The sequence below is a fragment of the Vescimonas sp. genome (assembly GCF_057856985.1).
The window spans coordinates 1-23,337 of the sequence record NZ_DBLZXX010000026.1 but is presented as its reverse complement, the minus strand read 5'-3'; the positions used below and the strand labels follow the sequence as shown (position 1 = coordinate 23,337).

Annotated in this window: 24 protein-coding genes, 4 tRNA genes and 1 riboswitch; of the genes, 11 read left to right on the top strand and 17 right to left on the bottom strand. The window is 57.5% G+C overall.

What is annotated here, in order from left to right; translation table 11 throughout:
* Positions 1-102 precede the first annotated feature (102 nt).
* Positions 103-179, bottom strand: a tRNA-Pro gene (locus ACZM22_RS10440).
* Positions 180-347: 168 nt separating this feature from the next.
* Here ACZM22_RS10440 and ACZM22_RS10435 point away from each other — a divergent pair.
* From ACZM22_RS10435 to ACZM22_RS10425, 3 genes are all read left to right on the top strand, one after another.
* Positions 348-435: transfer RNA gene (locus ACZM22_RS10435), tRNA-Ser, on the top strand.
* 14 nt (positions 436-449) lie between these two features.
* Positions 450-541, top strand: a tRNA-Ser gene (locus tag ACZM22_RS10430).
* Between the two features lie 199 nt (positions 542-740).
* On the top strand, positions 741-1,172 hold the full coding sequence (locus tag ACZM22_RS10425; protein WP_484424909.1) for an RNHCP domain-containing protein: 432 nt from the start codon (positions 741-743) through the stop codon (positions 1,170-1,172).
* 78 nt (positions 1,173-1,250) lie between these two features.
* On the opposite strand, the gene ACZM22_RS10420 is transcribed toward ACZM22_RS10425, so the two are convergent.
* Positions 1,251-3,005, bottom strand: a complete 1,755-nt coding sequence (locus ACZM22_RS10420; protein WP_489544014.1) for a Na/Pi cotransporter family protein — start codon at positions 3,003-3,005, stop codon at positions 1,251-1,253.
* Between the two features lie 196 nt (positions 3,006-3,201).
* On the opposite strand from ACZM22_RS10420, the gene ACZM22_RS10415 reads away from it, so the two are divergent.
* Positions 3,202-3,678, top strand: coding sequence for a COG2426 family protein (locus ACZM22_RS10415; protein WP_489544013.1), 477 nt, complete (start codon positions 3,202-3,204; stop codon positions 3,676-3,678).
* Positions 3,679-3,735: 57 nt separating this feature from the next.
* Here ACZM22_RS10415 and ACZM22_RS10410 read toward each other — a convergent pair whose 3' ends face one another.
* From ACZM22_RS10410 to ACZM22_RS10385, 6 genes are all read right to left on the bottom strand, one after another.
* On the bottom strand, positions 3,736-4,422 hold the full coding sequence (locus ACZM22_RS10410; RefSeq protein ID WP_489544012.1) for a GTP pyrophosphokinase: 687 nt from the start codon (positions 4,420-4,422) through the stop codon (positions 3,736-3,738).
* A 177-nt stretch (positions 4,423-4,599) separates the two neighbouring features.
* Positions 4,600-5,727 carry an MGDG synthase family glycosyltransferase gene (locus ACZM22_RS10405; protein WP_489544011.1) on the bottom strand — a complete coding sequence of 376 codons (1,128 nt, stop codon included), beginning with the start codon at positions 5,725-5,727 and terminating at the stop codon, positions 4,600-4,602.
* Positions 5,702-6,211, bottom strand: coding sequence for a glycosyl-4,4'-diaponeurosporenoate acyltransferase CrtO family protein (locus tag ACZM22_RS10400; RefSeq protein ID WP_489544010.1), 510 nt, complete (start codon positions 6,209-6,211; stop codon positions 5,702-5,704). Before ACZM22_RS10400 ends, ACZM22_RS10405 begins: the two co-directional genes overlap by 26 nt.
* Entirely contained in the window at positions 6,208-6,777 is a 570-nt protein-coding gene (locus tag ACZM22_RS10395; RefSeq protein ID WP_489544009.1) for a TetR/AcrR family transcriptional regulator, read from the bottom strand. Before ACZM22_RS10395 ends, ACZM22_RS10400 begins: the two co-directional genes overlap by 4 nt.
* Before the next feature lie 114 nt (positions 6,778-6,891).
* Positions 6,892-7,998 carry a PTS sugar transporter subunit IIC gene (locus ACZM22_RS10390; RefSeq protein WP_489544008.1) on the bottom strand — a complete coding sequence of 369 codons (1,107 nt, stop codon included), beginning with the start codon at positions 7,996-7,998 and terminating at the stop codon, positions 6,892-6,894.
* Positions 7,999-8,042: 44 nt separating this feature from the next.
* Entirely contained in the window at positions 8,043-8,669 is a 627-nt protein-coding gene (locus ACZM22_RS10385; RefSeq protein ID WP_489544007.1) for a gamma-glutamyl-gamma-aminobutyrate hydrolase family protein, read from the bottom strand.
* Between the two features lie 298 nt (positions 8,670-8,967).
* On the opposite strand from ACZM22_RS10385, the gene ACZM22_RS10380 reads away from it, so the two are divergent.
* A tRNA-Ser gene (locus ACZM22_RS10380) sits at positions 8,968-9,055 on the top strand.
* A 350-nt stretch (positions 9,056-9,405) separates the two neighbouring features.
* Here ACZM22_RS10380 and ACZM22_RS10375 read toward each other — a convergent pair.
* From ACZM22_RS10375 to ACZM22_RS10335, 9 genes are all read right to left on the bottom strand, one after another.
* The gene (locus ACZM22_RS10375) at positions 9,406-10,875 is read right to left on the bottom strand and encodes a DUF2828 family protein (protein ID WP_489544006.1); all 1,470 of its coding nucleotides are present in this window, start codon (positions 10,873-10,875) and stop codon (positions 9,406-9,408) included.
* Positions 10,876-10,912: 37 nt separating this feature from the next.
* Positions 10,913-12,121 carry an RtcB family protein gene (locus ACZM22_RS10370; RefSeq protein ID WP_489544005.1) on the bottom strand — a complete coding sequence of 403 codons (1,209 nt, stop codon included), beginning with the start codon at positions 12,119-12,121 and terminating at the stop codon, positions 10,913-10,915.
* A 588-nt stretch (positions 12,122-12,709) separates the two neighbouring features.
* Entirely contained in the window at positions 12,710-13,618 is a 909-nt protein-coding gene (locus tag ACZM22_RS10365) for a WCX domain-containing protein (RefSeq protein WP_489544004.1), read from the bottom strand.
* On the bottom strand, positions 13,615-14,853 hold the full coding sequence (locus ACZM22_RS10360) for a WYL domain-containing protein (protein ID WP_489544003.1): 1,239 nt from the start codon (positions 14,851-14,853) through the stop codon (positions 13,615-13,617). The genes ACZM22_RS10365 and ACZM22_RS10360 overlap by 4 nt, the downstream gene beginning before the upstream one ends.
* A 262-nt stretch (positions 14,854-15,115) precedes the next feature.
* On the bottom strand, positions 15,116-15,565 hold the full coding sequence (locus ACZM22_RS10355; RefSeq protein WP_489544002.1) for a thymidylate synthase: 450 nt from the start codon (positions 15,563-15,565) through the stop codon (positions 15,116-15,118).
* A 38-nt stretch (positions 15,566-15,603) separates the two neighbouring features.
* Positions 15,604-15,939: a nucleoside triphosphate pyrophosphohydrolase family protein gene (locus ACZM22_RS10350; protein ID WP_417053885.1), complete on the bottom strand. Its 336-nt coding sequence runs from the start codon at positions 15,937-15,939 to the stop codon at positions 15,604-15,606.
* Positions 15,940-15,951: 12 nt separating this feature from the next.
* Positions 15,952-16,284: a DUF5655 domain-containing protein gene (locus tag ACZM22_RS10345; protein WP_489544001.1), complete on the bottom strand. Its 333-nt coding sequence runs from the start codon at positions 16,282-16,284 to the stop codon at positions 15,952-15,954.
* A 17-nt stretch (positions 16,285-16,301) separates the two neighbouring features.
* On the bottom strand, positions 16,302-16,799 hold the full coding sequence (locus ACZM22_RS10340) for a GNAT family N-acetyltransferase (RefSeq protein WP_489544000.1): 498 nt from the start codon (positions 16,797-16,799) through the stop codon (positions 16,302-16,304).
* Between the two features lie 181 nt (positions 16,800-16,980).
* A complete protein-coding gene (locus tag ACZM22_RS10335) occupies positions 16,981-17,253 on the bottom strand; it encodes a hypothetical protein (protein ID WP_489543999.1) in 273 nt (90 codons plus the stop codon).
* Between the two features lie 67 nt (positions 17,254-17,320).
* Between ACZM22_RS10335 and kamB the strand changes: the two genes are divergently transcribed.
* The 6 genes from kamB to ACZM22_RS10305 all read left to right on the top strand — a co-directional run.
* A complete protein-coding gene (gene kamB, locus ACZM22_RS10330; protein WP_489544015.1) occupies positions 17,321-18,253 on the top strand; it encodes a lysine 5,6-aminomutase reactivase subunit KamB in 933 nt (310 codons plus the stop codon).
* The gene (kamC, locus tag ACZM22_RS10325) at positions 18,250-19,710 is read left to right on the top strand and encodes a lysine 5,6-aminomutase reactivase ATPase KamC (protein WP_489543998.1); all 1,461 of its coding nucleotides are present in this window, start codon (positions 18,250-18,252) and stop codon (positions 19,708-19,710) included. Before kamB ends, kamC begins: the two co-directional genes overlap by 4 nt.
* A gap of 139 nt (positions 19,711-19,849) precedes the next feature.
* Positions 19,850-20,029, top strand: a riboswitch (Lysine riboswitch).
* A 115-nt stretch (positions 20,030-20,144) separates the two neighbouring features.
* Positions 20,145-20,537, top strand: a complete 393-nt coding sequence (kal, locus tag ACZM22_RS10320) for a 3-aminobutyryl-CoA ammonia lyase (RefSeq protein ID WP_417053921.1) — start codon at positions 20,145-20,147, stop codon at positions 20,535-20,537.
* A gap of 12 nt (positions 20,538-20,549) precedes the next feature.
* On the top strand, positions 20,550-21,377 hold the full coding sequence (gene kce / locus ACZM22_RS10315; protein WP_417053881.1) for a 3-keto-5-aminohexanoate cleavage enzyme: 828 nt from the start codon (positions 20,550-20,552) through the stop codon (positions 21,375-21,377).
* Positions 21,378-21,425: 48 nt separating this feature from the next.
* Positions 21,426-22,478 carry an L-erythro-3,5-diaminohexanoate dehydrogenase gene (gene kdd / locus ACZM22_RS10310; RefSeq protein ID WP_489543997.1) on the top strand — a complete coding sequence of 351 codons (1,053 nt, stop codon included), beginning with the start codon at positions 21,426-21,428 and terminating at the stop codon, positions 22,476-22,478.
* A 92-nt stretch (positions 22,479-22,570) separates the two neighbouring features.
* Positions 22,571-23,337 (top strand): KamA family radical SAM protein (locus ACZM22_RS10305; RefSeq protein ID WP_489543996.1); only part of this gene is annotated, 767 nt, incomplete at its 3' end.

Here is a 23,337-nt window from a genome sequence, read left to right as displayed (position 1 = left end):
TTGCATCTATGGTTTGAAAGAAAGAATCCGGGCCCGAAAAAGCCCGGAAACGGTTGATGCGCCTGGCTTTTCGCCAGACGCATCTATACCGTTTCGTTAATATGGTCCGAGTGTCGAGATTCGAACTCGAGGCCTCTTGAACCCCATTCAAGCGCGATACCAAACTTCGCCACACCCGGTTATTGCTTGCCGTCTCAAACAGCCTACTTATACTACCACAGTTCTTCTCACATTTCAACCCCTTTTTTCAAATTTTTTCAAAAATGTTGCGGTTCTTTTTGTTGACAAAGTCCGCTGCACATGGTAATATATTACTCGCATCTGGCATCAGGAGCGCTTTTACACACGGAGAGATGGCTGAGTGGTCGAAAGCACCGGTCTTGAAAACCGGCGATGTGAAAGCATCCGTGGGTTCGAATCCCACTCTCTCCGCCAGTAAGTTCATACCTGCGGAAGTACCCAAGTGGCCGAAGGGGCTCCCCTGCTAAGGGAGTAGGCCGTCAAAAGCGGCGCGAGGGTTCAAATCCCTCCTTCCGCGCCAAAAGGGAGCCATCCTCTGGATGGCTCCCTTTTTCCGTCTGTTTCGTTTCGGCAGGCGGAGACAACAACATTTGAAGGAGATTTTTTTGAAGAGTATCAAATCGCTACCGGAGCGTGTGGCCTGATCGGGAGGTCTGGCAAATCTACACACACGCCATTCCTCCCGCGAGATCGTGACCACATCTTCAGGAGGAAACAGCATGAACCGCGAAAACAAGCGCAAAACCTTTGAGAAGGGCTACTACAAGACCCACGCATGCCGCGACGCCTTCACCTGCAAGGTCTGCGGCAGGCTCTGTACACCGGAAAACGCAGGGAGCCAGCACCGCAACCACTGCCCAAACTGCCTCAGCAGTCTGCATGTGGACGTGGAGCCCGGGGACAGAGCGTCCGACTGCGGCGGCATCATGGAGCCGGTGGCTGTATGGGTGCGCAGGGACGGTGAGTGGGCCGTCATCCACCGGTGCAGACGCTGCGGCGCGCTGCATTCCAACCGCACGGCAGCGGATGACAACCCCATGAAGCTCATGAGCATCGCCATGCGGCCCCTATGCCAGCCGCCGTTCCCACTGGAGCGCATCCGCGAGATGACTGCCCTGATGGGCGGCGACGGGAGTATGGAGCAGGAATAGGAGACTGAGCCTGCTTGAAAAGAAAAGATACCGCCTCGGGGGAGGCGGTATCTTTTTTACAGCGCAGGTAGTTTTATATCACAGGTGGTACTTCTGCTGGTATTCCTCATAGTAGCGGGCGAAGGAGTGGGACTTCATGGCGCGGACGCTGCTGAGGTACTCGTGGGTATCGAAGGAGTCGGACTCCAGCTCTATGATGGCCACGGCGATGTTGGAGCAGTGGTCGGCCACGCGCTCGTAGTTGGTCAGGAGGTCGTTGAACACAAAGCCCTGGTCCAGGGTACAGGTACCGGACTGGAGACGGTCCACATGGTGGGACTTCATCTCATCGCACAGACCGTCGATGATCTCCTCCAGCGGCTCCACGCGGGCGGCCTGCTGGATGTCGTTGGCCACGAAGGCGGCAATGGAGATGGCCAGGATCTCCCGCAGGGCGGACTCCATGATCTCCAGCTCCCGCAGGGCGGCGGGGGAGAACACCATGTTCTTGTCGTGTATCTCCTTGGCCGTTTCAGAGATGTTCAGGGCATGGTCGGAGATGCGCTCGAAGTCGGAAATGGTGTGGAGGAACTTGCTGACCTCCTCGCTCTGGGCGCTGGAGAGGGAGCGGCTGGTGATCTTCATGAGATAGGTGCCCAGCTTGTCCTCGTAGCGGTCGATAAGGGACTCCGTCTCGCTGATAGCATGGAAGCCCTTTTCGGAGAAATCGGTGCGCAGCGCCATGGCGTCCAGCAGGTTGCCGGCGGCGCGCTCGGCCATGGAGTTGGTGACGAGACGGCTCTGCTCGATAGACAGGGCGGGGTGCTGGAGGAAGCGCTCCTCCAGGCGGTCCATGTCCTGGTCCTCGGCCTGGGCGCCGTTGTCGGGAAAGAGAAAGACCACCAGCTTTTCCATCAGGCCGATGAGGGGCAGCAGCACCATCACCGTGGCCAGCCGGAACAGCGTGTTCAGAAAGGCGATGCTGACGGAGGTCATGATCCTGGTCAGGAAGGGGAAGCGGAAGATGGCGTTGAGGGTGTAGAACACCAGGGACCAGATGACCACGCCAAGTACGTCGATGAGCAGGTAGACGAAGGCGGTGCGCTTGCCGTTGAGGTTGGCACCCAAGGCCGACAGCAGCACCGGTACCGCCGCGCCGATGGCCACGCCCATAATGATGGGGAAGGCGATCTCAAAGGTGATGGCGCCGGTGATGGACAGGGCCTGGAGGATGCCCACGGCGGCAGAGGCGCTTTGCAGGATGCTGGTGAAGGCGATGCCCACCAGAATACCCAGCAAGGGGTTGGAGAACGAGGTCAGGATGCGGATAAAGGACTCGCTCTCCCGCAGAGGGGAGACGGCGCCGGACATGGCGGACATGCCGTACATCAGAACGGCGAAGCCCAGCAGGATCTCGCCCACGTGGCGGTGGGAGGTCTTGGCGGAGAACATGCGGAGGATGATGCCCGCCACGGCCACGATGCCGGTGAGCACCTCCGTGCTCAGCAGCTGCACCAGGCCGCTGCCGCCGGAGATGGAGGACAGGCACAGGATCCAGCCGGTGATGCTGGTGCCCAGAATGGCGCCCATGATGACGCCGATGGCCTGACGCACCTTCATCATGCCGGAGTTGACGAAGCCCACCACCATGACGGAGGTAGCGGAGGAGGACTGTATCACGGCGGTGACGCCGGTGCCCAGCAGAACACCCTTCAGCGGCGTGCTGCTGAGACGGTAGAGCACCAGTTCCAATTTGCTGCCGGCCACCTTCTTCAGACCCTCGCCCATCAGAGACATGCCGAACAGGAACAGGGCGATACCGCCCAGCAGCGATATGACATCCGAAATGCCCATATGCGCACACCCTCCCATTATCTATCGTAATGACTATCATCAGTATACAGGACGGGGACGGATTTGTCGACAGGCATTTCCGAAAAGCCGGTAAAATTTTGCGGGGTCTTTTGCGCGGGTCTTTGACGTTCTTGCCAAAGCGGGGAAAAGCGGGTATAATAAGGGACAATATCTGGAAAAAGGGGAGCGCCGCTCTATGCTGAAACACTGTCTCATCGTCTTTCTGGTATCTATGGTGCCCGTTATCGAGCTGCGGGGCGCCATCCCCTACGGTGTGGGGTTTGGGCTGCCGCTGTGGCTGACATACTGCGTCGCCATCGCGGGGAACATGCTGCCGGTGCCGGTCATCTACTTCTTTGCGCGGCGGGTGCTTGTGTGGGGCAGCGGCAAGCCGGTCATCGGGAAGCTCTTCGCGTTCTTTCTGGAAAAGGGAGAAAGGGCCGGACAGAAGCTGCAGAAAAAGGCGGGGCGCGGGCTGTACTGGGCGCTGCTGCTGTTCGTGGGCATCCCACTGCCGGGCACCGGCGCGTGGACCGGTACGCTGGCGGCCAGCCTTCTGGATATGGACTTCAAGAAGAGCGTGCTGGCCTGCGTGGGCGGCGTACTGCTGGCGGGGATCATCATGGGGGTGCTGAGCCAGCTGGGCGTGGAGGCGTTCCGCGCCGCGGCATGAGAAAGACCGAAAAAGAGCGCGTACACTGCGGGTGTACGCGCTCTTTTTGTGCGATCGTCAAGCCTGATAGCGGGGCTGCTTGTCCTGGTAGATGTCCTGCATCTCCTGATCGATCTCGCTGATGGCATCGGAGCACAGGCGCAGGCGGGTGGCGTCCTCGTCGGTGAACTGGCGGTCCGACTTGTAGCGCAGCTCGTGCTCCAGACTGGCCCACATGTCCATGGCGATGGTACGCAGCTGGATCTCCACCGGCAGGACCATGGTGCCCTCGGAGATGACGATGGGAACATTCACCACCAGATGGAGACTGCGGTAGCCGGAGGGCTTGGGGTTCTTGATGTAATCCACCTCGCGGATGACCTTGAAGGCATCGAACCGTGTCAGCAGGGAGCGGAGGTAGTAGATATCATCCAGATAGTTGCAGATGACGCGGATGCCGGCCAGATCCTGTATGTGGGCGTAGATGTTGTCGATGGTGATCTCGTAGCCCCGGCGCTTCAGCTTATCCGCGATACTGTCCAGCGACTTGATGCGGTACTCGATGTGGTGGATGGGGGAGTGGTCGTACATGCAGGCGAACTCCTCGTCCAGTATCTCCATCTGGGTGACGGCTACCTTCAGCGCGCTGCGGTACAGATGGGTCACGCGAACCATACCGGCGGCCAGCGCCTGCTGCTCCGGCGGCAGGCTTCCGGCCACGGGGATGTCGCGGAGCCGGATGCTGCCGCTCTTTTCGATCATCATGGGCGATGCCCTCCTTTTATCTCATACCAACATTGTAACAGGAAAGTATGTCCTGCCGATGAACAAAACCGATCTTTTTTCCATTATATACGACAGATACGGAGAAATGCAAGAGACGGGTTGTATAAATTGCGCAAAAAGCGCCGGCAGCAGAGCTGCCGGCGACTGCGTATGCACTTACAGGAGGACGCGGGCTTTGCCGCAGCGGGAGAGCACCGCGTCGGCGATGCGCTGGGCGGCCTGTCCGTCGAAGCTGCGGCGCTGGGTCTCTACCATCCGGCGGCGCCGGTCATCGTCGGCCAGCAGGGACAGGGCGCTGTCGGCGATGGCATCGGTATCGCAGGAGGCGGCCCAGCCGTGGGCGGAAAAGAACGCCTGGTTGCGGGTCTCGCAGCCGCCCACCAGATCCGCCAGCAGCATGGGGACGCCCTTGCAGGCGGCCTCGGTGATGCTGATGCCGCCGGGCTTGGACACCAGCAGGTCGGCGCTGTCCATATACTGGGCCACGCGGGAGGTGAAGCCCACGGCCTGTACCCGCAGCAGGGAGCGCATCTGGATGGCGTAGAGCATCTGGCGGTTGCTGCCGCACAGGACGGTGGCGAAGTCGCCCTCCGGCAGCAGCTCGTCCAGCTGGCGGGCCAGGGCAGACATGGGGCCGCAGCCGATGCTGCCGCTCATCAGCAGAATGTGGCGGCCCTCGGCGGGCAGGGACAGCTCCTGCCGGGCGGCAGCGCGGTCCGTCGGGGCGGCGAACACCGAGCGGGTGGGGATGCCGGCGGGCAGCAGCGTATCCGCCGCGATGCCGCAGTGGATAAACTCCTCCGCCAGCTCCGCATGGGGGATGACGCAGATGTCCGGCGTGCAGCTGCCCACGGTGGGGGAGCAGGTGTAGTCCGTGGCCACAAAGCAGAAGGGCATGGGTGCGCCGCCGTTTTGACGCAGCATGGTCATCATCAGGGCGGGGATCACGTGGACGCAGACCACGGCGTCGAACCGCTCCGCCTGCAGGTAGCGGGCCAGGCGGCGGGCACCCCGGGACAGGTAGGTCTCCACGGGGTTGTGCTTGGGAGCGGGGCGGCCGTCCTCCTCCTCGGCGGACATGTAGCCCGCCTTATAGAGCTGGGGGTAGTGGCGGTAAAACCGCGTGTGCCAGCGGGAGACGAATTTGGATGCCTTCCGGGAGACGAAGGACAGGCCGTCCAGCACGCGGCTGTCCGCGCCCCGCTGGCGGAACGCCTCCGTTAGGGCGGCGGCCACCGCGTTATGGCCGCCGCCGGTATTACAGGTCAGTATCAGAATGTTCATGGGTTCCTTTCCGCTGCTCTCGCCGTTGCAGCAGGGCGTGCAGCCGCATGAGCCGCGGCCTGTTGTAGCGTTGAATGAGGATGAAGGGCAGATTGGCCAGCAGAAACCAGATCAGCCAGAGGACCACGCCGCCCCAGCCGGGCCAGAGCCACAGGGCGCCGAGGCCCAGTAGGATGGAGGCGGTGTGTACCGCCTCGGCCACGCAGGTTTCCTGTACCAGCAGCTCCACCTGGGACGCGGTGACGGCGGCGGGGTCCACCTCTTTTTTCACCATATCCGGCAGGAAGCGGCTCATGTCCGGTACCAGCTTCTTCCAGCGCTCGATGCCGATGCGCGTATAGAGCTTGCCCTGTTTCTCCCATTTGTAACACCGGTAGGGGAACCGGCCGCCGTCAAACCAGCGGCGGGGCAGGGCCTGTCCCAGCGGGTGAGCCAGGACGGCCAGCACCAGCAGGTAGGCCACGGCGATCCAGAAGCCTCTCATGCGTCCCTCCCCGTGCCGCAGGCACGCTCCAGCATGCGGCGCAGCGTGCCCTCCAGCAGGACGCCGGTGCGCTCGCCCAGCTGCTCGGCATCGTCCTTCATGCCGAAGCGCAGCCAGCGGGAGATCATGCCCAGCAGGGAACTGGTGAAAAACAGCGTCACCGCCCGCAGGTCCGCCTCCGACACCGAAAGGCCGGCGGCGGTGCGGCGTACCAGCGATTCGGTGCAGGCATAGGTCACGTCGTAGATGTGGTCCTCCAGCAGGTCCCGCTGGCTGGAGTGGAACAGGTGGTACACCGTGCGGCGGTGGGTGCGGAAGAAGGACGTCACCTCACGGGTGATCTCTATCCAGTTCAGGTCCTTCTGATTGTTGGTGATGAGCTGCTGGGCGCGGACCTCCATGAGCTCCCGTATCAGGGCGTAGACATCGCAGTAGTAATAGTAGAACGTGTTGCGGTTGATGCCGCAGTGGTCAGCGATGTCCACCACGGAGATCTTGTCCAGCGGACGCTGTTCCAACAGCTCCAGAAAACCGTCCATAATGCGTTTTTTGGTGGCCTGTGCCATGGCAGCCTCCTTGTATCGTTTTCTAAGACAATACCTGTTTCCGGCAGATTTTGCAATCCGTCTGCTTTGGACAATTTTCGCCGTCTGTCTGAATTTCAGGCAGGAGGGAGGGGGTTACAGGTCCAGCTTCAGGTCGCCGTCCTTGATCCAGCCCCATTTGCGCAGGGGTATGGCGATGAGCCACGTCAGCACAGCGGGCAGGACGAAGGAGATCAGTACCAGACCCAGCCAGTCCGTGCCGGTGATGGCGGCCTTAGCGCCGGAGGCCACATCGTTGACCCAGCCGGTGTAGACGCCGATCTGCCCCACCAGACCGCAGGTACCCATGCCGCTGGACACCGGCGCACCGTTCATCTCCATGCGGAAGATGCAGGTGGCGATGGGGCCGGTGATGGCGGAGGCCAGCGTGGGCGGGATCCATATCCGGGGGTTGCGGACGATGTTGCCCATTTGCAGCATACTGGTGCCGATGCCCTGCGCCGCCAGACCGCCCCAGCGGTTTTCGCGGAAGCTCATAACGGCAAAGCCGACCATCTGGGCGCAGCAGCCCGCCACGGCAGCGCCGCCGGCCAGTCCCGTCAGTCCCAATGCCGCGCAGATGGCGGCGGACGAGATGGGCAGCGTCAGCGCCACGCCGATGACCACCGAAACGATGATGCCCATGAAGAAGGGCTGCAGCTCCGTGGCCCACATGATGGCCTGTCCCACGGCGGAGGCCGCCGTGCCTACGGGGGCGGCGATCAGCGCCGCAAGGCCGATACCGGCCAGCACGGTGACGATGGGCGTCACCAGAATGTCGATCTTGGTCTCCTTGCTGACGGCCTTGCCTATCTCCGCAGCGAACAGCGCCACGAACAGCACGGCCAGCGGGCCGCCTGCGCCGCCCATATAGTTGGCGGCAAAGCCCACGGGGATCAGGGAGAACAGCACCAGCGGCGGCGCGTTCAGCGCCCGGGCAATGGCCACGGCCATGCCGGGGCCTACCATAGCCGAGCACAGGCCGCCGATGGTATAGCTCACCGCGCCATCACCCTTGCCAATGGTGACGATGACGGCGTTGAGGAAGCCGATGTGGAACTGCTGGCCGATGGTGTTGAGGATGGTGCCTACCAGCAGCGTGCAGAAAAGGCCCTGTGCCATGGCGCCCATGGCGTCGATGAAGTAACGCTTCGCGGAGAATATGATGTCTTTGCGGCGCAGGAATGCCTTGATTTTTTCCATTTGGTTCCACCTCATACATATCAATGGCCCGACGGAGCGGACTGTTATTTTCTATTATATAGGGGGGCATCGGTGTTTGTCAATGCGCCTCTCAGCCAGCGGAACACCGGCGCGGCATCGACGGCATCGGGACGGCGGAGGCCGAAGCTCTGGCGCTCCGGATGCCACTGGACGCCCAGGACCGGACGCTGTGGGGCGTACAGACCCTCGGCGATGCCGTCGGCGCTCCACTGGCACAGGCGGAGCCCGTCGCCCAGGCGGGCCACAGCCTGGTGGTGATTGCTGTTGACGGTGGGGCAGGAGCCCAACAGCGACGCCAGGGGGCCTTCGGCGCAGGTGGGGTGGAGCATATCGCCGGAGGGCTGCTGATGACCGGCGATGCGGTCATGCAGCGTGCCGCCGCGGAACACGTTAAGGGCCTGCATGCCGCGGCAGATGCCTAAGATGGGGCGATGGGCGTCCCAGAACACATGGAGGAGGAAGGACTCCTCCGGCGGCAGGGAGCCATGGATGTCCCCGCCGCCGGGGAGCAGCAGGGCCTCGCAGCCCAGGGCGGCCGTGAGGCTGCGGCTTACCACAGGGCGCAGACCCGCAGCGGTCAGAGCGGCGCGGTAGTTGGCGTAGTCCTCCGGCGCACCGCAGAGGAATACGGCAGGGGCAGGATTTTCCATGGATGACACCTCCTGTTCCAGAAAATGAGGGGGTGGGGGAAAATATGCCGGAAAGGGTGTTGCGCCGCGGCGGAAAGTGTGGTATGATAGCTCAGTTCTGTGCGGCGGTATCGAAGTGGTCATAACGGAGCTGACTCGAAATTTCGGCAGAAGCTGGGAATTTCGTCCCCCCGCTTCTCCTTGATGTTCCTCAACACAGAAAATCTCAAAATCGAATATTTTTTGCTTTCTCTCCTGTTTTCTCTCCAACGAATTTTTGAGCAAATTTCTGGAAAGAAAACCGGACGAAAATAGACACGGAGAGTTGTCCGAGTGGTCGAAGGTGCAGCACTCGAAATGCTGTAGACCGAAAGGTCTCTAGGGTTCGAATCCCTAACTCTCCGCCACAAAAAGCCTGTAAACAAGCCCGTTTACAGGCTTTTTAATTTTTGCCTAAAGGGCAAAGCCCGCACGATTTTCGGTTTTCAGGGTAGAAAATCAGCTGTTCTCCCCGGCACTGATCGAACTCCAGCGGCTGCTGAAGTCGCCGCCCTCCGGTAGCGCAAGCCCTGTCTCTGCCGTAATCAATCAGGTTACGGTCACTCAGCTCCTGAAGGTAGCGATGCGTAGTGGATCTGGCAACGCCGACGCCTGTTGTCAGTCCATGCCAGTCCAGATTCTGGGCATTCTTCGTCTGGCCTGCCCTGGGATGATTCATATGAAAGAAAGGGCGATACCGGTAGGTACCGCCTTCGCTTTATGCTGAAATTTTTGCGTACCGCTCTGACTCTATGATCTCCATCATGACAGAGTAAGGGGAAAGGTCTCCGCTTGCCACCATGGAAAACAGACGCGGCGTACATCCGGAAACCAGGGCAACGCCTTGCTCGTTCTTTGTCACGGGCTGATTGCTGTTTCGGCTCGCAACATTCCAGAAGACAATCTGAGGTAATCTGTACCCATGCTCCGCAAATCTGCGCTTTGCACTGGCAAAATTAGACACAGATGCATTTCGAACGCAGGCGTTGAACTCCATATCCGAAATCAGATACAAAGTCTCGGGCAGCTCTTCTTGCGGGACATTGTTGCGCACTGCCGCATCCAAGATCAGATCAAAGACCGCTTCCACATTTGTATCGGCAACCTCGTTAAAGGTGCACAGATACTCCAGCCTCTCGGCAAAGGTCTTACCCTTGATCTCAATAAGCTGCGGCCGGGAAGAAAACTCGATAAAATGGTTATGGAAGATACCGGTATTACGCTCTCCGAAATACAGTCCCAAGGACAGCGCAACAGCCGCCGGCAGCGCGTTGTCATAGCAGTACATGGACCCGGAGGTATCCACTACTGCCAGCGCATTTCTGTTGTCACAGAAGTCGGGAAGTGACGCCCAGGACGCATTGAGTGCAGCCTTCTCTCCGACGGTCAAGTCAGCATGAAAGCCCCACCGGTTTGCATTCAGCGCAGATCTGACGATCTCATAAGGAGCAAGGTTATCTGCATGCAGCTGCTTTTCACCGCTGCTTACAGCCTCCAGGAACGCGTGATAGCGCTCACCATCATTACGCAGGAATGCTTTCCGGTATTTGAACATGGCCTTGGATGGCTGCTTCGCATAGTCGAAAGAGTAGTCCTTCTCGCGGAGATGATTCTCTATGATGCGGATTTTCTTTCTCAGCTCTACAAGGGTCTTGCGATACTCCGCATCGGACATTCCAAGATAGCGGGCGATGCGCTTTGCTTTGCGGACCGTCTCTGCGTTGGACGCATTTACAGACGGAAGCCATTTCGCCAGCAGGGACACCTCTGCGTCAGACGCAAGGTCGGCCTCCAGCTGCTTGCGAATGGTACGCAAAGCATCCTTTTCGCAGGCCGTGCCGATGAGAGATACCAGATCGTCGTAGCGTCCGAACTCAGGGATAAGCTCAATGTTCTTGCGCAAGGACTCCGCTCTGTTCTCAGCCAGCCAATTGATGATCACGCGGAACACCCGGCGCTCACCAAGGCCACCGCGAACATCGCGTCCGAAGAACAGGATCTTCATGGCAATATCCGCGTCCTCCGCATATGCGCGGACAAAGCGTCTGATGATTTCCTGATCGTCGGCTGCACGGAGCGCGCCGATCGCTGCGAACAGATCCAGACAGTCAGACATTGTGCTTGCGTTGGTAACTGCGCCGTTTTCTGTGTAGGCAATATTCGCCTCACTCTTCAAATGATTCAACATTTCAATTCCTCCAATCAGACGGCGCAGAAGAATTTTATCACTCAGACGCCTTAAAATTGTAAATAGGTTTTAGTATTTCGATCACATCGACAGACTCTCGGATGACATCGATAATGTCCTTCAGCGACTTGTATGCCATGGGTGCTTCATCGATGGTGGCCGCATTGACCGATGTCGTGTAGATACCTTCCATCGTCTTCTTATACGCCTCTATATCCAGCGTTTCTCTTGCCTTTGTACGAGACATAAGGCGTCCGGCGCCATGCGGGGCAGAATAATTCCATTCTGGATTTCCTTTTCCGCGAGCCAACACGCTGCCGTCCCGCATATTGATCGGAATCAGGACAAGTTCTCCGTCGTGGGTCGCAATAGAACCCTTGCGAAGGATCATTTCCTTCGTATCAATATAATTGTGGATGGTGTGGAAAGAAGAAATCGCGGTCATCCCGGTCTTTTCTAAAATGATCTCCGCCATTCTTTCACGGCTGCGCCGTGCAAATTGTTGGCAGATCTCTACATCGTGGAGGTAGTCCTCTAAGTAGGTGCCGTACAGATAGCAAAGGTCTGCAGGGATCGTCGGCTCTTTTGCTGCCCATTCCTTCTCCATAGCCTTCAATGCGGTCTGAATCTCAGCTCTGCGGCCCTGCTCCTTATATGTACGGATCAGCTCATCCCGACGCTCGAAGTAATCCGCCTTACCGGCATTCAGGTCGATGGCTAAAGACTGATAGAGCTCCGCAACCTGCTTGCCAAGGTTACGGCTGCCAGAATGGATCACCAAATACTTTGTGCCGTCTGAAGCTGCATCAATCTCAATAAAATGGTTCCCTCCGCCCAGCGTCCCCAGGCTTCTCTCCAAGCGCTTTGCCTGCTTCAGGTTTCTATAACAGCGAAGTCCGGTCAGGTCAAAACGCTCCATGCGCCCTTCCCAAACATCTCTTCCGCTGGGAATATCATGAGCGGCAGCATCGACCTTTTCAAAATCAACATCCACCTTACCCAACTCAGCAGTATACATGCCGCAGCCAATATCGACGCCGACGATATTAGGAACCACTTTATCGGTGATCGTCATTGTGGTGCCGATCGTGCAGCCCTTTCCGGCATGTACATCAGGCATGATCCGTATTTGAGATCCTGCTGTGAAATCATGGTCACACATTCTGCGGATCTGTTCGATCGCTTCGCCCTCTACAACCGTTGCATAACAGATCGCCGTATTTACCTTTCCTTTGATTTCGATCATCGTGCCGCTCCTTTCATTTTAATTAACAAGGCATCACCGGGAATTGAACCCGTAAAACCGAAGTCGGTGTCCTGCCTTCGACAGGTTCCGACTGTCAGATCGTACCACTTCATTGCTGTAGATGCCTTTATACAAGACGCGCTCTTTTTTAATACATGCGAGGGATTTCACCTCACCAATGTTTGCCCGGCAGCAATCTCCGGTTATCCAGTTAATGTTTCGGTAACATAAGATATGTAATCGCTGTTCGCGTCTTTCACAAAAACAAGGCACCATTTGAAGCGGGATTCGGACCCGCGAACGATGATTATGAGTCATCTGCTATCACCACTTAGCTATTCGTCATTGCTGTTGGTGCCTTTTCAAGATGCATTCTTTCGGCAAACCATCGCTCCAGCTCAAAGAGAGGTGCGTTATCATCGTCTTTTGGTTGCTGTATGCATCTTTCTTCACAAGGTGCGCTTGGTACGGGGTATGAGCCCGGAGGATCAAAAGTATAATTCTTTTTCCTAAGACATTGCTGTTCGCACCTTACGATCATATTATACGAATTGCGAGCTGCCTTTTCACGGAAAAAAAGCTGCGAACTCACTTGAGTTCACAGCTTTTTTGAGAAATCAGTCGTTCTTTTATTAAATTCACGAAGCTTTCCGGCTCCAGAACCTTGACATACGGGCCGAAAGACAGCACACGGATCACGATCTCGGTCTCATCGTTTTTGTAATACTTCAGCCGCAGGATATACCTGCCATCGTCCGTTCGCTCTGCTTGTTTTTCAAAGTGGGCAAAGTGCAGCATGGCTCTCTCCAGCGCATTGCGCTCATCGGTGATCAGCAAGGTCAGATCCTTCCGACGCTCTGCTTTAGGCTTCTCATTCCACGGGCCATTCCCATTATAAAAGTCGCAGCTTACAACTCTCCCGAGATTGAATTGCTTGAACTTACACCCGGTCGCTACGATTCGGATCTTGTCGTCCTTCACCGAATACTCAAATCCTTTGGGATAAAAGCGTACCCGCACCTCTTTGCCATGACGGTTCACCATAGTCATTTGAACAGGCCGATCACTCCGTATAGCGGAAAGCATCAGCCTGAAATGCTCTATGTAGGCCTCGTCTTCAAAAGGATCTCCGTCACTGTATTGGTCGTAGATTTTATAGTCATCCCTTGTGAAGAGCGGTTCCACATCGTTAAGCTCGGGAAACGCAACATCGAACAGCTTAACACGGGGATCTTCTGCTATTGCCTTCAGCCACCGCTTTTCCAGATTGGTCAGGGGCACGGTGGGCTTGTGCAGCAGGGCAGGGGAAAGATCCTCATGAAGCAGCGGCCATTTCCCGGATTTCAGCGCAGGAAGTATGGTCAGGACGCTCTCGGAAAACGCTTCTTCCATAACGCAGCGCTGCAGATCCTTTTCGGTTGCTTCGGGGTTAAACGCGGCTTCCATGATTTTTGCGACCGTATTGTAATAGGCGGAGTATAACTCACTGAAAATCATTGTGCGGCACCTCCGTCAAGCCCATACATACGGCACATTTCCTGAATATCTGCCTTGAATTTGTTTTCAGCCGTTCGATTTGAGAAGCTGATTCTCGTAATACGGCAGATAAATGTGCGTATCCACGGCAGCATTTCTGTTGTGTCAAATACCTCTGCGACATATCGGTAGTGGTTGTCGTCGATTTTCTCTACACGTCCACAGCGTTTTTCTCTCTCCAGCCGGCGGACAATAAACTGCTCATCGTCTTCAATCTTTATTTCAAACTCCACATGCTCGGTATGCTTGACATTCCATCTGCAGTTCACGCCCCACATATGTGCTTCAGCTTTGCTGAGTGCGGCGCGCAGCGCATCAAACTTTTCGCAGATCTCATCTTCGATCCTGATGTTGGACATATAGTCCAAGCGATAGGAATTCAAGCGATTGGCTTTTTCGTGAAAGGCCAAAAGGTTTTGCCGGCCGTTTTGGGCGCTTATGTAGAGCTTGAGCGGAACTAACCGAACCGTTCTGACTTCGTTTGAATGTTTGCCCAAATTGTCAACGGTGATGTAGCGATGGCCGTGAATAGCCTCAAACAGTGTGGCCATTACATCACTATCCATTGCCTGCGTTATGTAGTGATGCTTAAAGGAAAACAGCTCAGGGTGCTTCGGCTGCCTGTCCTGCAGGAATGAGCCGATAACGCCGCACGGGGCCACCTCGATGAAGAAGTCGATCACATCATGCAAGGCAGTGATGTCCGTATCCGGAGCTCTGCTATACAGGACCTTCCGCCCATCCTTCTCCATCCGAATGATACCCTCTTCGGCATACTCCTTGAGTTTCTTTCTCAAAGTAGACTCATCAAAGGCCATACGGGATGACAGCCGCTGATCGATCTCCTCAATCAGCTCTGTAAGCGTCATTTTTGTTTCAGGATCATAGAGAACATCAAAAATCGCAAAATGCAGTGTGATATCTCCATCCGTAAAGCTTTTGGCCTTCCACGCCTTATAGAATGGGTTTTTCCGGGTCACGCGGCTATCTACCGACAGGAAAACATTCTTTCCCTCCGGTGTCTGCGTGAACCGCATGTAGTCTCCCAACCAGCTCTCCAGCCTGCGGCGCTCATCATCATAGGAGCGTGCGCTCTTGGCATCATATTCTGTTCTGCTCTTAAAGCCATACACATAAAACTCACGCATATAAGCTCTGACTTTTTCAAAGTTCTTTATGAGCTCACTATAAGCCATGCAGACACACTCCTTTCATGATAATGGATTCTATATCGTTTTTGCTTACAGTTCACGGAAAAAAGATTGCGAAATCTGGGGATCGATTTTCCGGCCGGAATACAAAAATACGACGAGCTTTCGCGTTTAAGCAACACTTTTTGCGGCGAATTGGTGTTGACGCACACCGGTGAAAATCTTCTGAAAAGCAACTGCGTCAGCCTGATGAAAGTGCAGCAGTCAGGAAACGGAAAGCTGTGCTTTCGTTATGCGGCTGTTGCGCTCAATGTACCTTCTCTATAATCGCCAGCACCATTTCTCTGCCGCGCAAATAGAAGTGTGCCGACTTTACGATCAAGATCAGCTTTCCGCAGGGAATGCCGGTCTTCTCCGCGATTTCCTTTTGAATGAGGTGGAGCATCACAAGGTTGACATACGCCTTGCAGCCAAAGTCCAACGCACGGCCATAGGCGGTCATATCCAGCTTTCCGCCGGTTTTCTGAAAATCCAGAAGGCTGACACAGGGGATATAGCCCTCGTCCGTCAGCGGCTCATGGTGATGGCCGCAGAGCGTGCGGCAGGATCGCTTTTCGATGATCGCGTCGGGCAGCGCGGCATCCTGCACCTCTGCGGTCAGATACAGCAGCTCCCTGACCTCTGCGCGTTCGCCTGCATTGTCGGTATAAACGGCTTCTGCCCCTTGGCTTCCAGCTCGTTCAGCACCCTGAGCCACAGGGCGCCGAGGCTGTGAAATACGCCTAAATCCTGCGTTTATAAATCCCCCTCCTTGCGATTTACCGAAGCCCCGGTGTCAAAGCCGTTGGGAAAACGCTGACGCAGCTTGTCCAGATTCCCCTGAAAAACAGCTTCCAGCGGAACATCCAATGCCGTGGCAGCCTCGGCAAGATACCACGCCACATCTCCAAGCTCCCTGACCAAATGCTCCCTGTCCAGCTCATGTCCCTGCATCAGCCACTTTTTCACAATGTCAATGGCTTCGCCGGATTCCCCGCACAAGCCCATGACGCTGTTGATGAGAACATCCTTTTTATCAAGCGCCGGATTCAGCGTTGCCATAGCCGCTTTCTGATATTCGTTGACTTGCATCTGTTTCCTCCGTTATTTTGCCTGCGCAAATTGATACGCCTGCTCGATCCAATCAAACAGCTCCTCGTCCAAATCGGACGGACTGCTGATGACAAAATGCGTTGTCCACCGACCCGGATACGGCTCGGTTTTTGCCGCCACCCGGTCGGATTCCAACGGCGCGGACAGCCCCGGCGTCAGCACAAAATAATCTTCCGGCAGCTCCGCTTTCTTTTTTACCTTCAAGAAGGATACACAGGCATAAAGGCGCCGATTGTAGTACGAGATCTGGGATTTTTGCACCTTGTGTCCATTCTGTTCCCCTCCGCAAATACCGATTTTTTGTTCTGTTTCTCTTACGGACAAACTGGAATTTGTCCCTATCAGATTCTTTTGGAATAAAGGACTTCTTCTGTGTCAAACGCAGGCTTTGAAGTATCCGTCAACGCAAACCCGTTGGCTTCGTAAAAAGCTCTGGCGCGATAGTTTTCCCTAAATACCCACAAAAACACTTCGGAATATCCGTTTTCCTTGATATCTTTCAGAACTCGATTCATCATTTGACAACCGTACCCTTTATGCCAGTTTTCGGGCAGACTATGGATGCAGATTAACTCCGCTTTCCCGGTCAACTCCGCATCACGAGCTGTGTCCCAATAAGCGATGCAATGGGGCGTTCCATCCACCGAGAGAAGATATCCGTTTCCTTTGTTCTCATCCAAAAGCCTCTGATACATAGCGGTCGCTCGGTCGATGTCCGTACACTTTTCCAGAGTCTCGGCATCAAGGATTCCGGCAAAAGCTGCCTTCCAGCTTTCAGTTTGAATATATGCCAAGGTGTTTGCATCACCTTGCTGAACTTTCCGAATAACTGCTTCCATTTTAGCAACCTCCATAAATTCCGATTTTGTCAGCATCATTATATCACATACCCGGCACATTTTCCAGCTTGCGAACACAGCGGCAATGCAGGTATTCCACATTGCCGCTGTGATTTTTTAGCGTTCTCTGTCTGCGGATGATTTCTGCGGCGCTGCCTCGCCTCGCTCACCGTCCACGATCTCATTTTTCCTTCTTATCCGGGTTTGGCAGGGTGTTCAGCTCGTTCAGACGGGCCGTTTTCGCCGCAAGCTCTTCCTCCTGGGGGAATGGCTTCTGTACCTCAGCCTTTGCGCTTTCAAGCGGAACCCGCGTGTTCTCCGGCTGCTCGATACACGACTGTTTTTTTTCTCCCAAGATATCGGCGTACATGGTTTTCGGCAAGAGCTCAGGTGTTCCGGCCACTCTTACGTGTGCTTCAGGGGGACAGGGGAGAGGGGACAAAAAACGTTTCACCCCTTTCTTTTTCCGGAACGATATGCTATGATGATAAATCGAATAACAAGGAAAGGGCGTGTACGACATGCACGACGAGCTGCTCCGCCGGCTCAATGAGACAAAGACCATGTCCATCGTGGGCATGTGCAAGAACGCGGGCAAGACCACCATGCTCAACTGGATGCTGTCCGGCGGCCACCTGCACGGCACACTGGGCCTGACCTCCATCGGCCGCGACGGCGAGTCCACCGACATCGTCACCGGCACGGAAAAGCCCGGCATCTTCGTGAAGGAGGGCACGCTGATCGCCACAGCCAAGGACATGCTGCGGCTGGGTGACGTGACCAAGGAGATCCTGATGACCACCGGCATCCCCACTCCGCTGGGGGAGGTGGTGATCCTGCGGGCCCGCAGTGCCGGACATGTGCAGCTGGCGGGGCCGTCCATCACCACCCAGCTTAAGTCTGTATCTCAGGCATTTTTTGAGCTGGGAGCCGACCGCTCCATCATCGACGGCGCTTTGGGCCGCAAGAGTCTGGGCGCACGGTCCGTGGCGGAGGGCGTCATCCTCTGCACCGGCGCCAGCTACCACATGAGCATGGAAAAGGTCATCGCCGACACCGTTCACATCTACCGGCTGATGAACCTGCCTAAGGCAGCGGAACTGCCGCCGGAGGCGTCCGACGGGCTGGAGGCCTGTGTTAAGGAGCACGGCGCGGCGCTGATCACCGGCGCGCTGACGGACACCATGGTGCTGCCTCTGCTGCGCTCCGGCGTGCTGCGGAACTGCCGCCTGGTGGTGAAGGACCCCAGCAAGGTGCTGCTCACCGCCGACACGCTGGATAAGCTGGCGTCCCGTCAGGTGATGCTGGAGACGGAGGAGGCTGCCCGCACCCTGTGTATCACGGTGAACCCCGTGTCGGCCTACGGCTGGAAGTTCGACAAGGACGATTTTCTGCACCGCATGCGGGAGGCGGTAGACGTTCCTGTCATCAATGTAAAGGAGGAATTGGCATGATCGAGATCCGATTTGAGGAACGCGTAAAAATCGGCCTGCAATACGTTCTGGAGTCCCTGCACGGCTGCTCCCCCTTCGGGCAGGAGAAGATCCGCCGCCTGCGGTTCTATATGCCGGAGGAGCGGGCTGAGCTGGAGACGGAGTTATATAATGTAGAGCGGGCCGCGGCGGCGGCGGACCGGCTGAAGGACCAGTACACCAAACTGATGACCGGTCTGTGCCAGATGAAGGACATCCGCACATCCCTGCGCCGCTGCGCGGAGGGAGAGACACCGGACCACGTGGAGCTGTTCGAGATCAAGGGCTACCTCCAGCGTCTGGACGGCCTGCGGCCGCTGTTGGCGGAGATCGACGCCGTTACTCATTTTGAGGGCATCGCCCTCCACGACCCCAAGCCTGCGCTGGCCATCCTGGACCCCGATGGCACCGGCAGCCGCGGCTTCTACATCCCCGACAACGCTACCGCCAGGCTCAAGGAGGTACGGCAGGCCAAGAAGGACGTGGAGGAGTGCCTGTTCCACGCCAGTACCGACGCGGAGAAGGACGACCTGCGCCTGAAGCGCACCCGTCTGTGCGCCGAGGAGGACGCCGAGGAAATGCACGTCCGCAGGGCCATGGGCGCGGCGCTGGCCCCCATGGTGGACGACCTGCTGGCGGACGCGGAGACCTCCGGCCGGCTGGACTTCATCATCCAGAAGGCTCTGTTCGCCGTGCGCTACGGCGGCATCCGCCCCGAGCTGACGGAGACGGAGCTGGAGCTCACCGACATGATCAATCCCGAGATCTGCGACCTGCTGTCGGAGCAGGGCCGCAGCTTCGTGCCCGTCTCCATCCGTCTGGAGCAGGGGGCTACCGTCATCACCGGCGCCAACATGGGCGGCAAGTCCGTGGCCATGAAGACCGTGGCCCTCAACGCCCTGCTGCTTCAGGCGGGCTTCCTGGTCTGCGCAAAGAAGGCCCGCATGCCGCTGTTTCACAGCGTGAAAATGCTCTTTGACGATCTCCAGTCCATCCAGTCGGGACTCAGCGGCTTCGGCTCCGAGATCGTCCAGTTCCAGAAGGCGCTGACAGAGGTGGAGAAGGGCTACTCCCTGTTCCTGCTGGACGAGTTCGCCCGAGGCACCAACCCCGACGAGGGCGCCGTCATCGTGCAGGCCGTCACCCGTTATCTCAACGGCGTCAACGCCATTTCTCTGCTGACCACCCACTACGACAAGGTGGCGGAGTACGCCCGGCTGCACTACCAGATCATCGGCCTGCGCGATGTGGATACCGAGAAGATCCGCCGCGAGCTGTCCGTCACCGACGAGGACGGCGTGGCCGTCATTGCCCGCCACATGAACTACGGTCTCTACCGCGTGGAGGGTCGGTCCGACTGCCCGCGGGACGCCCTGAATATCTGCAGAATGCTGTCTTTGAAGCCGGAAATCCTGAAAATGGTGGAGGAATCCTACTGATTTTCACTGCGCGAAAAATTCAAGAGTTAAAACAGAGAAATTTTTGCACCGTGCAAAAATATTATTGTCAAATCTGTCACGAACTGTCTTGACAAATGCCCCAAAAGCGCTATAATTTAAGAGTAAAATTTCATAGATATCAGTCAATAGAGGCGCGGGAAACGGGGTACTGCAGCGTGTGGGGACAGGCACCTGTGTAGCGTTGCAGGAAGGAGTTTTCCGCCGAAAGTGACAGGACCGCCTGCGTTCTGTCGCTTGGCAGCGCGGTGTAAGCGGCGCTGCTGTCATGTACGTCCATACATGGAGCGCTATTGGTCAATGACCTTGACCGATAGCGCTTTTTTTCATACCCAAAAAGAAGCGGTAACGGCCGGATCTGGTGTTTGCGAAATTGCACGTCCAAAATTCTGAAGGAGGAAAAACTTATGGAAAAGATGACTTCTATGCTTCGCCTGCGTATGAGCGCCAAGGATGCTCATTACGGCGGAAATCTGGTGGATGGCGCCCACATGGTCCACCTGTTCGGCGATGTCGCCACGGAGCTGCTGATCAAGTGCGATGGCGACGAGGGCCTGTTCTGTGCCTACGACAACGTGGAGTTCCTGGCTCCCGTGTACGCCGGTGACTACATCGAAGCCTACGGCGAGATCGAGAAGATCGGCAACACCTCCCGCACCATGAAGTTTGAGGCCCGTAAGGTCATCGTCTCCCGCCCCGACATCAGCGCTTCCGCTGCTGACGTTCTGGCTGAGCCCGTGGTGGTCTGCCGTGCCCACGGCACCTGCGTCACCCCCAAGGACTGCCAGCGCAACAAGATCGAGAAGTAAGGGAGCGGAACGATGGAGAAGCTCATTATTACCGCCGCCATCTGCGGCGCCGAGGTCACCAAGGCCCAGAACGAGGCTGTGCCCTACACTGTGGAGGAGATGGTCCGCGAGGCCAAGTCCGCCTACGAGGCCGGCGCTGCCATCCTGCACATCCACGTCCGCGAGGACGACGGTACCCCCACCCAGAACCGCGATCGCTTCAAGGTCGTCATGGACGCTATCCGCAAGGAGCTGCCTGACGTCATCATGATCCCCTCCACCGGCGGCGCCACCGGCATGAGCCCCGAGGAGCGTCTGCAGCCCACTGAGCTGTTCCCCGAGATGGCCACTCTGGACTGCGGCACCTGCAACTTCGGTGATGAGATCTTCGACAATACCATGCCCACCATGCGCGCCTTCGGCAAGCGCATGATCGAGAACGGCATCAAGCCCGAGTACGAGTGCTTCGAGCTGGGCCACATTGACACCGTTCTGGGTATGGCCAAGAAGGGCGAGGTCCCCGGCCACCCCATGCAGTTCAACTTCGTGCTGGGCGTGCACGGCTGCACCCCTGCCACCGTGGAGAATCTGGCGTTCTTCGCCAGCAAGATCCCCGCTGACGCCACCTGGACCGTGTCCGGCGTGGGCCGTGCTGCGTGGACCATGGCCGCTGCGGCCATCGCCATGGGCGGCAACGTCCGTGTCGGCTTTGAGGACAACATCTATCTGGGCAAGGGCCAGAAGGCCGCGTCCAACGGCGAGCTGGTGGCCAAGGTCGTCCGCATCGCCAAGGAGCTGGGCCGCGAGATCGCTACCCCCGCCGAGGCCCGCGAGATCCTGAGCCTCAAGCCCCTGCAGTAAGTTAAAAATTCAAAACTCATACATATCATAACTTAGGAGGATATTACCATGGCTGAACTGAAAGGCAACAAGTACGGTACCCACCGCGTTATCGAGCCCAAGGGCGTGCTGACCCAGGCCGCTTGGAAGATCGACAATGACATGAGCAAGGTCTACTCCAACGAGATCGTCTGCGACGTGACCTCCCTGAACATCGACTCCGCTTCCTTCACCCAGATCTCCGAGGCCTGCGGCGGCGACGAGAAGAAGATCGGCGAGATGATCATGGGCATCGTGGCCGAGCGCGGCAAGCAGCAGAACCCCGTTACCGGTTCCGGCGGTATGTTCAAGGGCGTCGTCGCTCACGTCGGCGAGGACCTGAAGAAGAAGCCCGGCTTCGACCTGAAGGAAGGCGACAAGATCGTCTCTCTGGTGTCCCTGTCCATGACCCCGCTGAAGATCGAGAAGATCCTGGCCATCCACAAGGATATCGACCGCGTGGACATCGTCGGCAAGGCTATCCTGTTCGAGTCCGCTCTGTACTGCAAGATGCCCGATGATATGTCCGAGCCTCTGGCTCTGGCCGCTCTGGACGTGGCCGGCGCTCCCGCGCAGGCCCGCAAGCTGCCCCACGAGGGCGACAGCGTCCTGATCCTGGGCGCCAACGGCAAGTCCGGCGTGCTGTGCGGCTGGGAGGCCATGAAGAAGGTCGGCCCCAAGGGCAAGGTCGTGGGCGTTGTCCGCAACCCCAAGCAGGTTCCCGGTCTGCTGGAGCTGGGCGTTTATACCGACGTGATCGTGGCCGACTGCACCAAGCCCGTTGAGGTCATGGAGGCTGCTCTGGCCGTCAACGATGGTAAGGAGTACGATCTGTCCATCTGCTGCGTGAACATTGAGTCCTGCGAGATGTCCGCCATTCTGCCCGTCCGCGATGACGGCATGGTGTACTTCTTCTCCATGGCTACCTCCTTCACCAAGGCTGCTCTGGGCGCTGAGGGTATCGGCAAGGACGTGACCATGATCATCGGCAATGGCTACACCAAGAACCACGCTCAGATCACTCTGGACGTGCTGCGTGAGAACCCCAAGCTGCGCAAGCTGTTCGACGAGAAGTACTGCTAAACGACTTCCTTCAAAAGCTGGGGGGCCCAAGAGGCCTCCCAGCCTTTGACCTACCCCCCCTCAACAACATGATTTTGTGAAGGAGAAACACTATGAAGACTCGCAACGGTTTGTTCGCCGATGTTCCCGAGAATCTGTGGAACGACTGGCATTGGCAGGTCGCCAACCGCGCTGAGACGGTTGAGGACCTGAAGAAGTATATGACCCTGACCCCCGATGAGGAGGAGGGTGTCCGCAAGACGCTGGGCAAGCTGCGCATGGCTGTTACCCCCTACTATCTGTCCCTGATCGATCTGAACGATCCGTTCGATCCCATCCGCAAGATGGCGATCCCCCGCGCGGAGGAACTGGAGTATGCCGATTACGAGGATGCCGATCCCCTGCACGAGGATACCGACTCCCCCACCCCCGGCCTGACTCACCGCTATCCCGACCGCGTGCTGCTGCTGATCACCGACCAGTGTTCCATGTACTGCCGTCACTGCACCCGTCGCCGCTTCGCCGGTCAGAACGACTGCGAAGTGCCCATGCAGCAGATCGACAAGTGCATCGACTACGTGGCCGCTCATCCCGAGGTCCGCGACGTCCTGCTGTCCGGCGGTGACTCCCTGATGGTCTCCGATGAGGTCCTGGAGTACATCATCAAGCGCGTGCGCGCCATCCCCCACGTGGAGATCGTCCGCTTGGGCTCCCGCACCCCCGTTGTGTGCCCCCAGCGTATCACTCCCGAGCTGTGCGCCATGCTGAAGAAGTATCATCCCGTGTGGCTGAACACCCACTTCAACACCCCCAAGGAGTTCACTCCCGAAGCCGCCAAGGCCTGCGCCATGCTGGCTGACGCCGGTATCCCCCTGGGCAA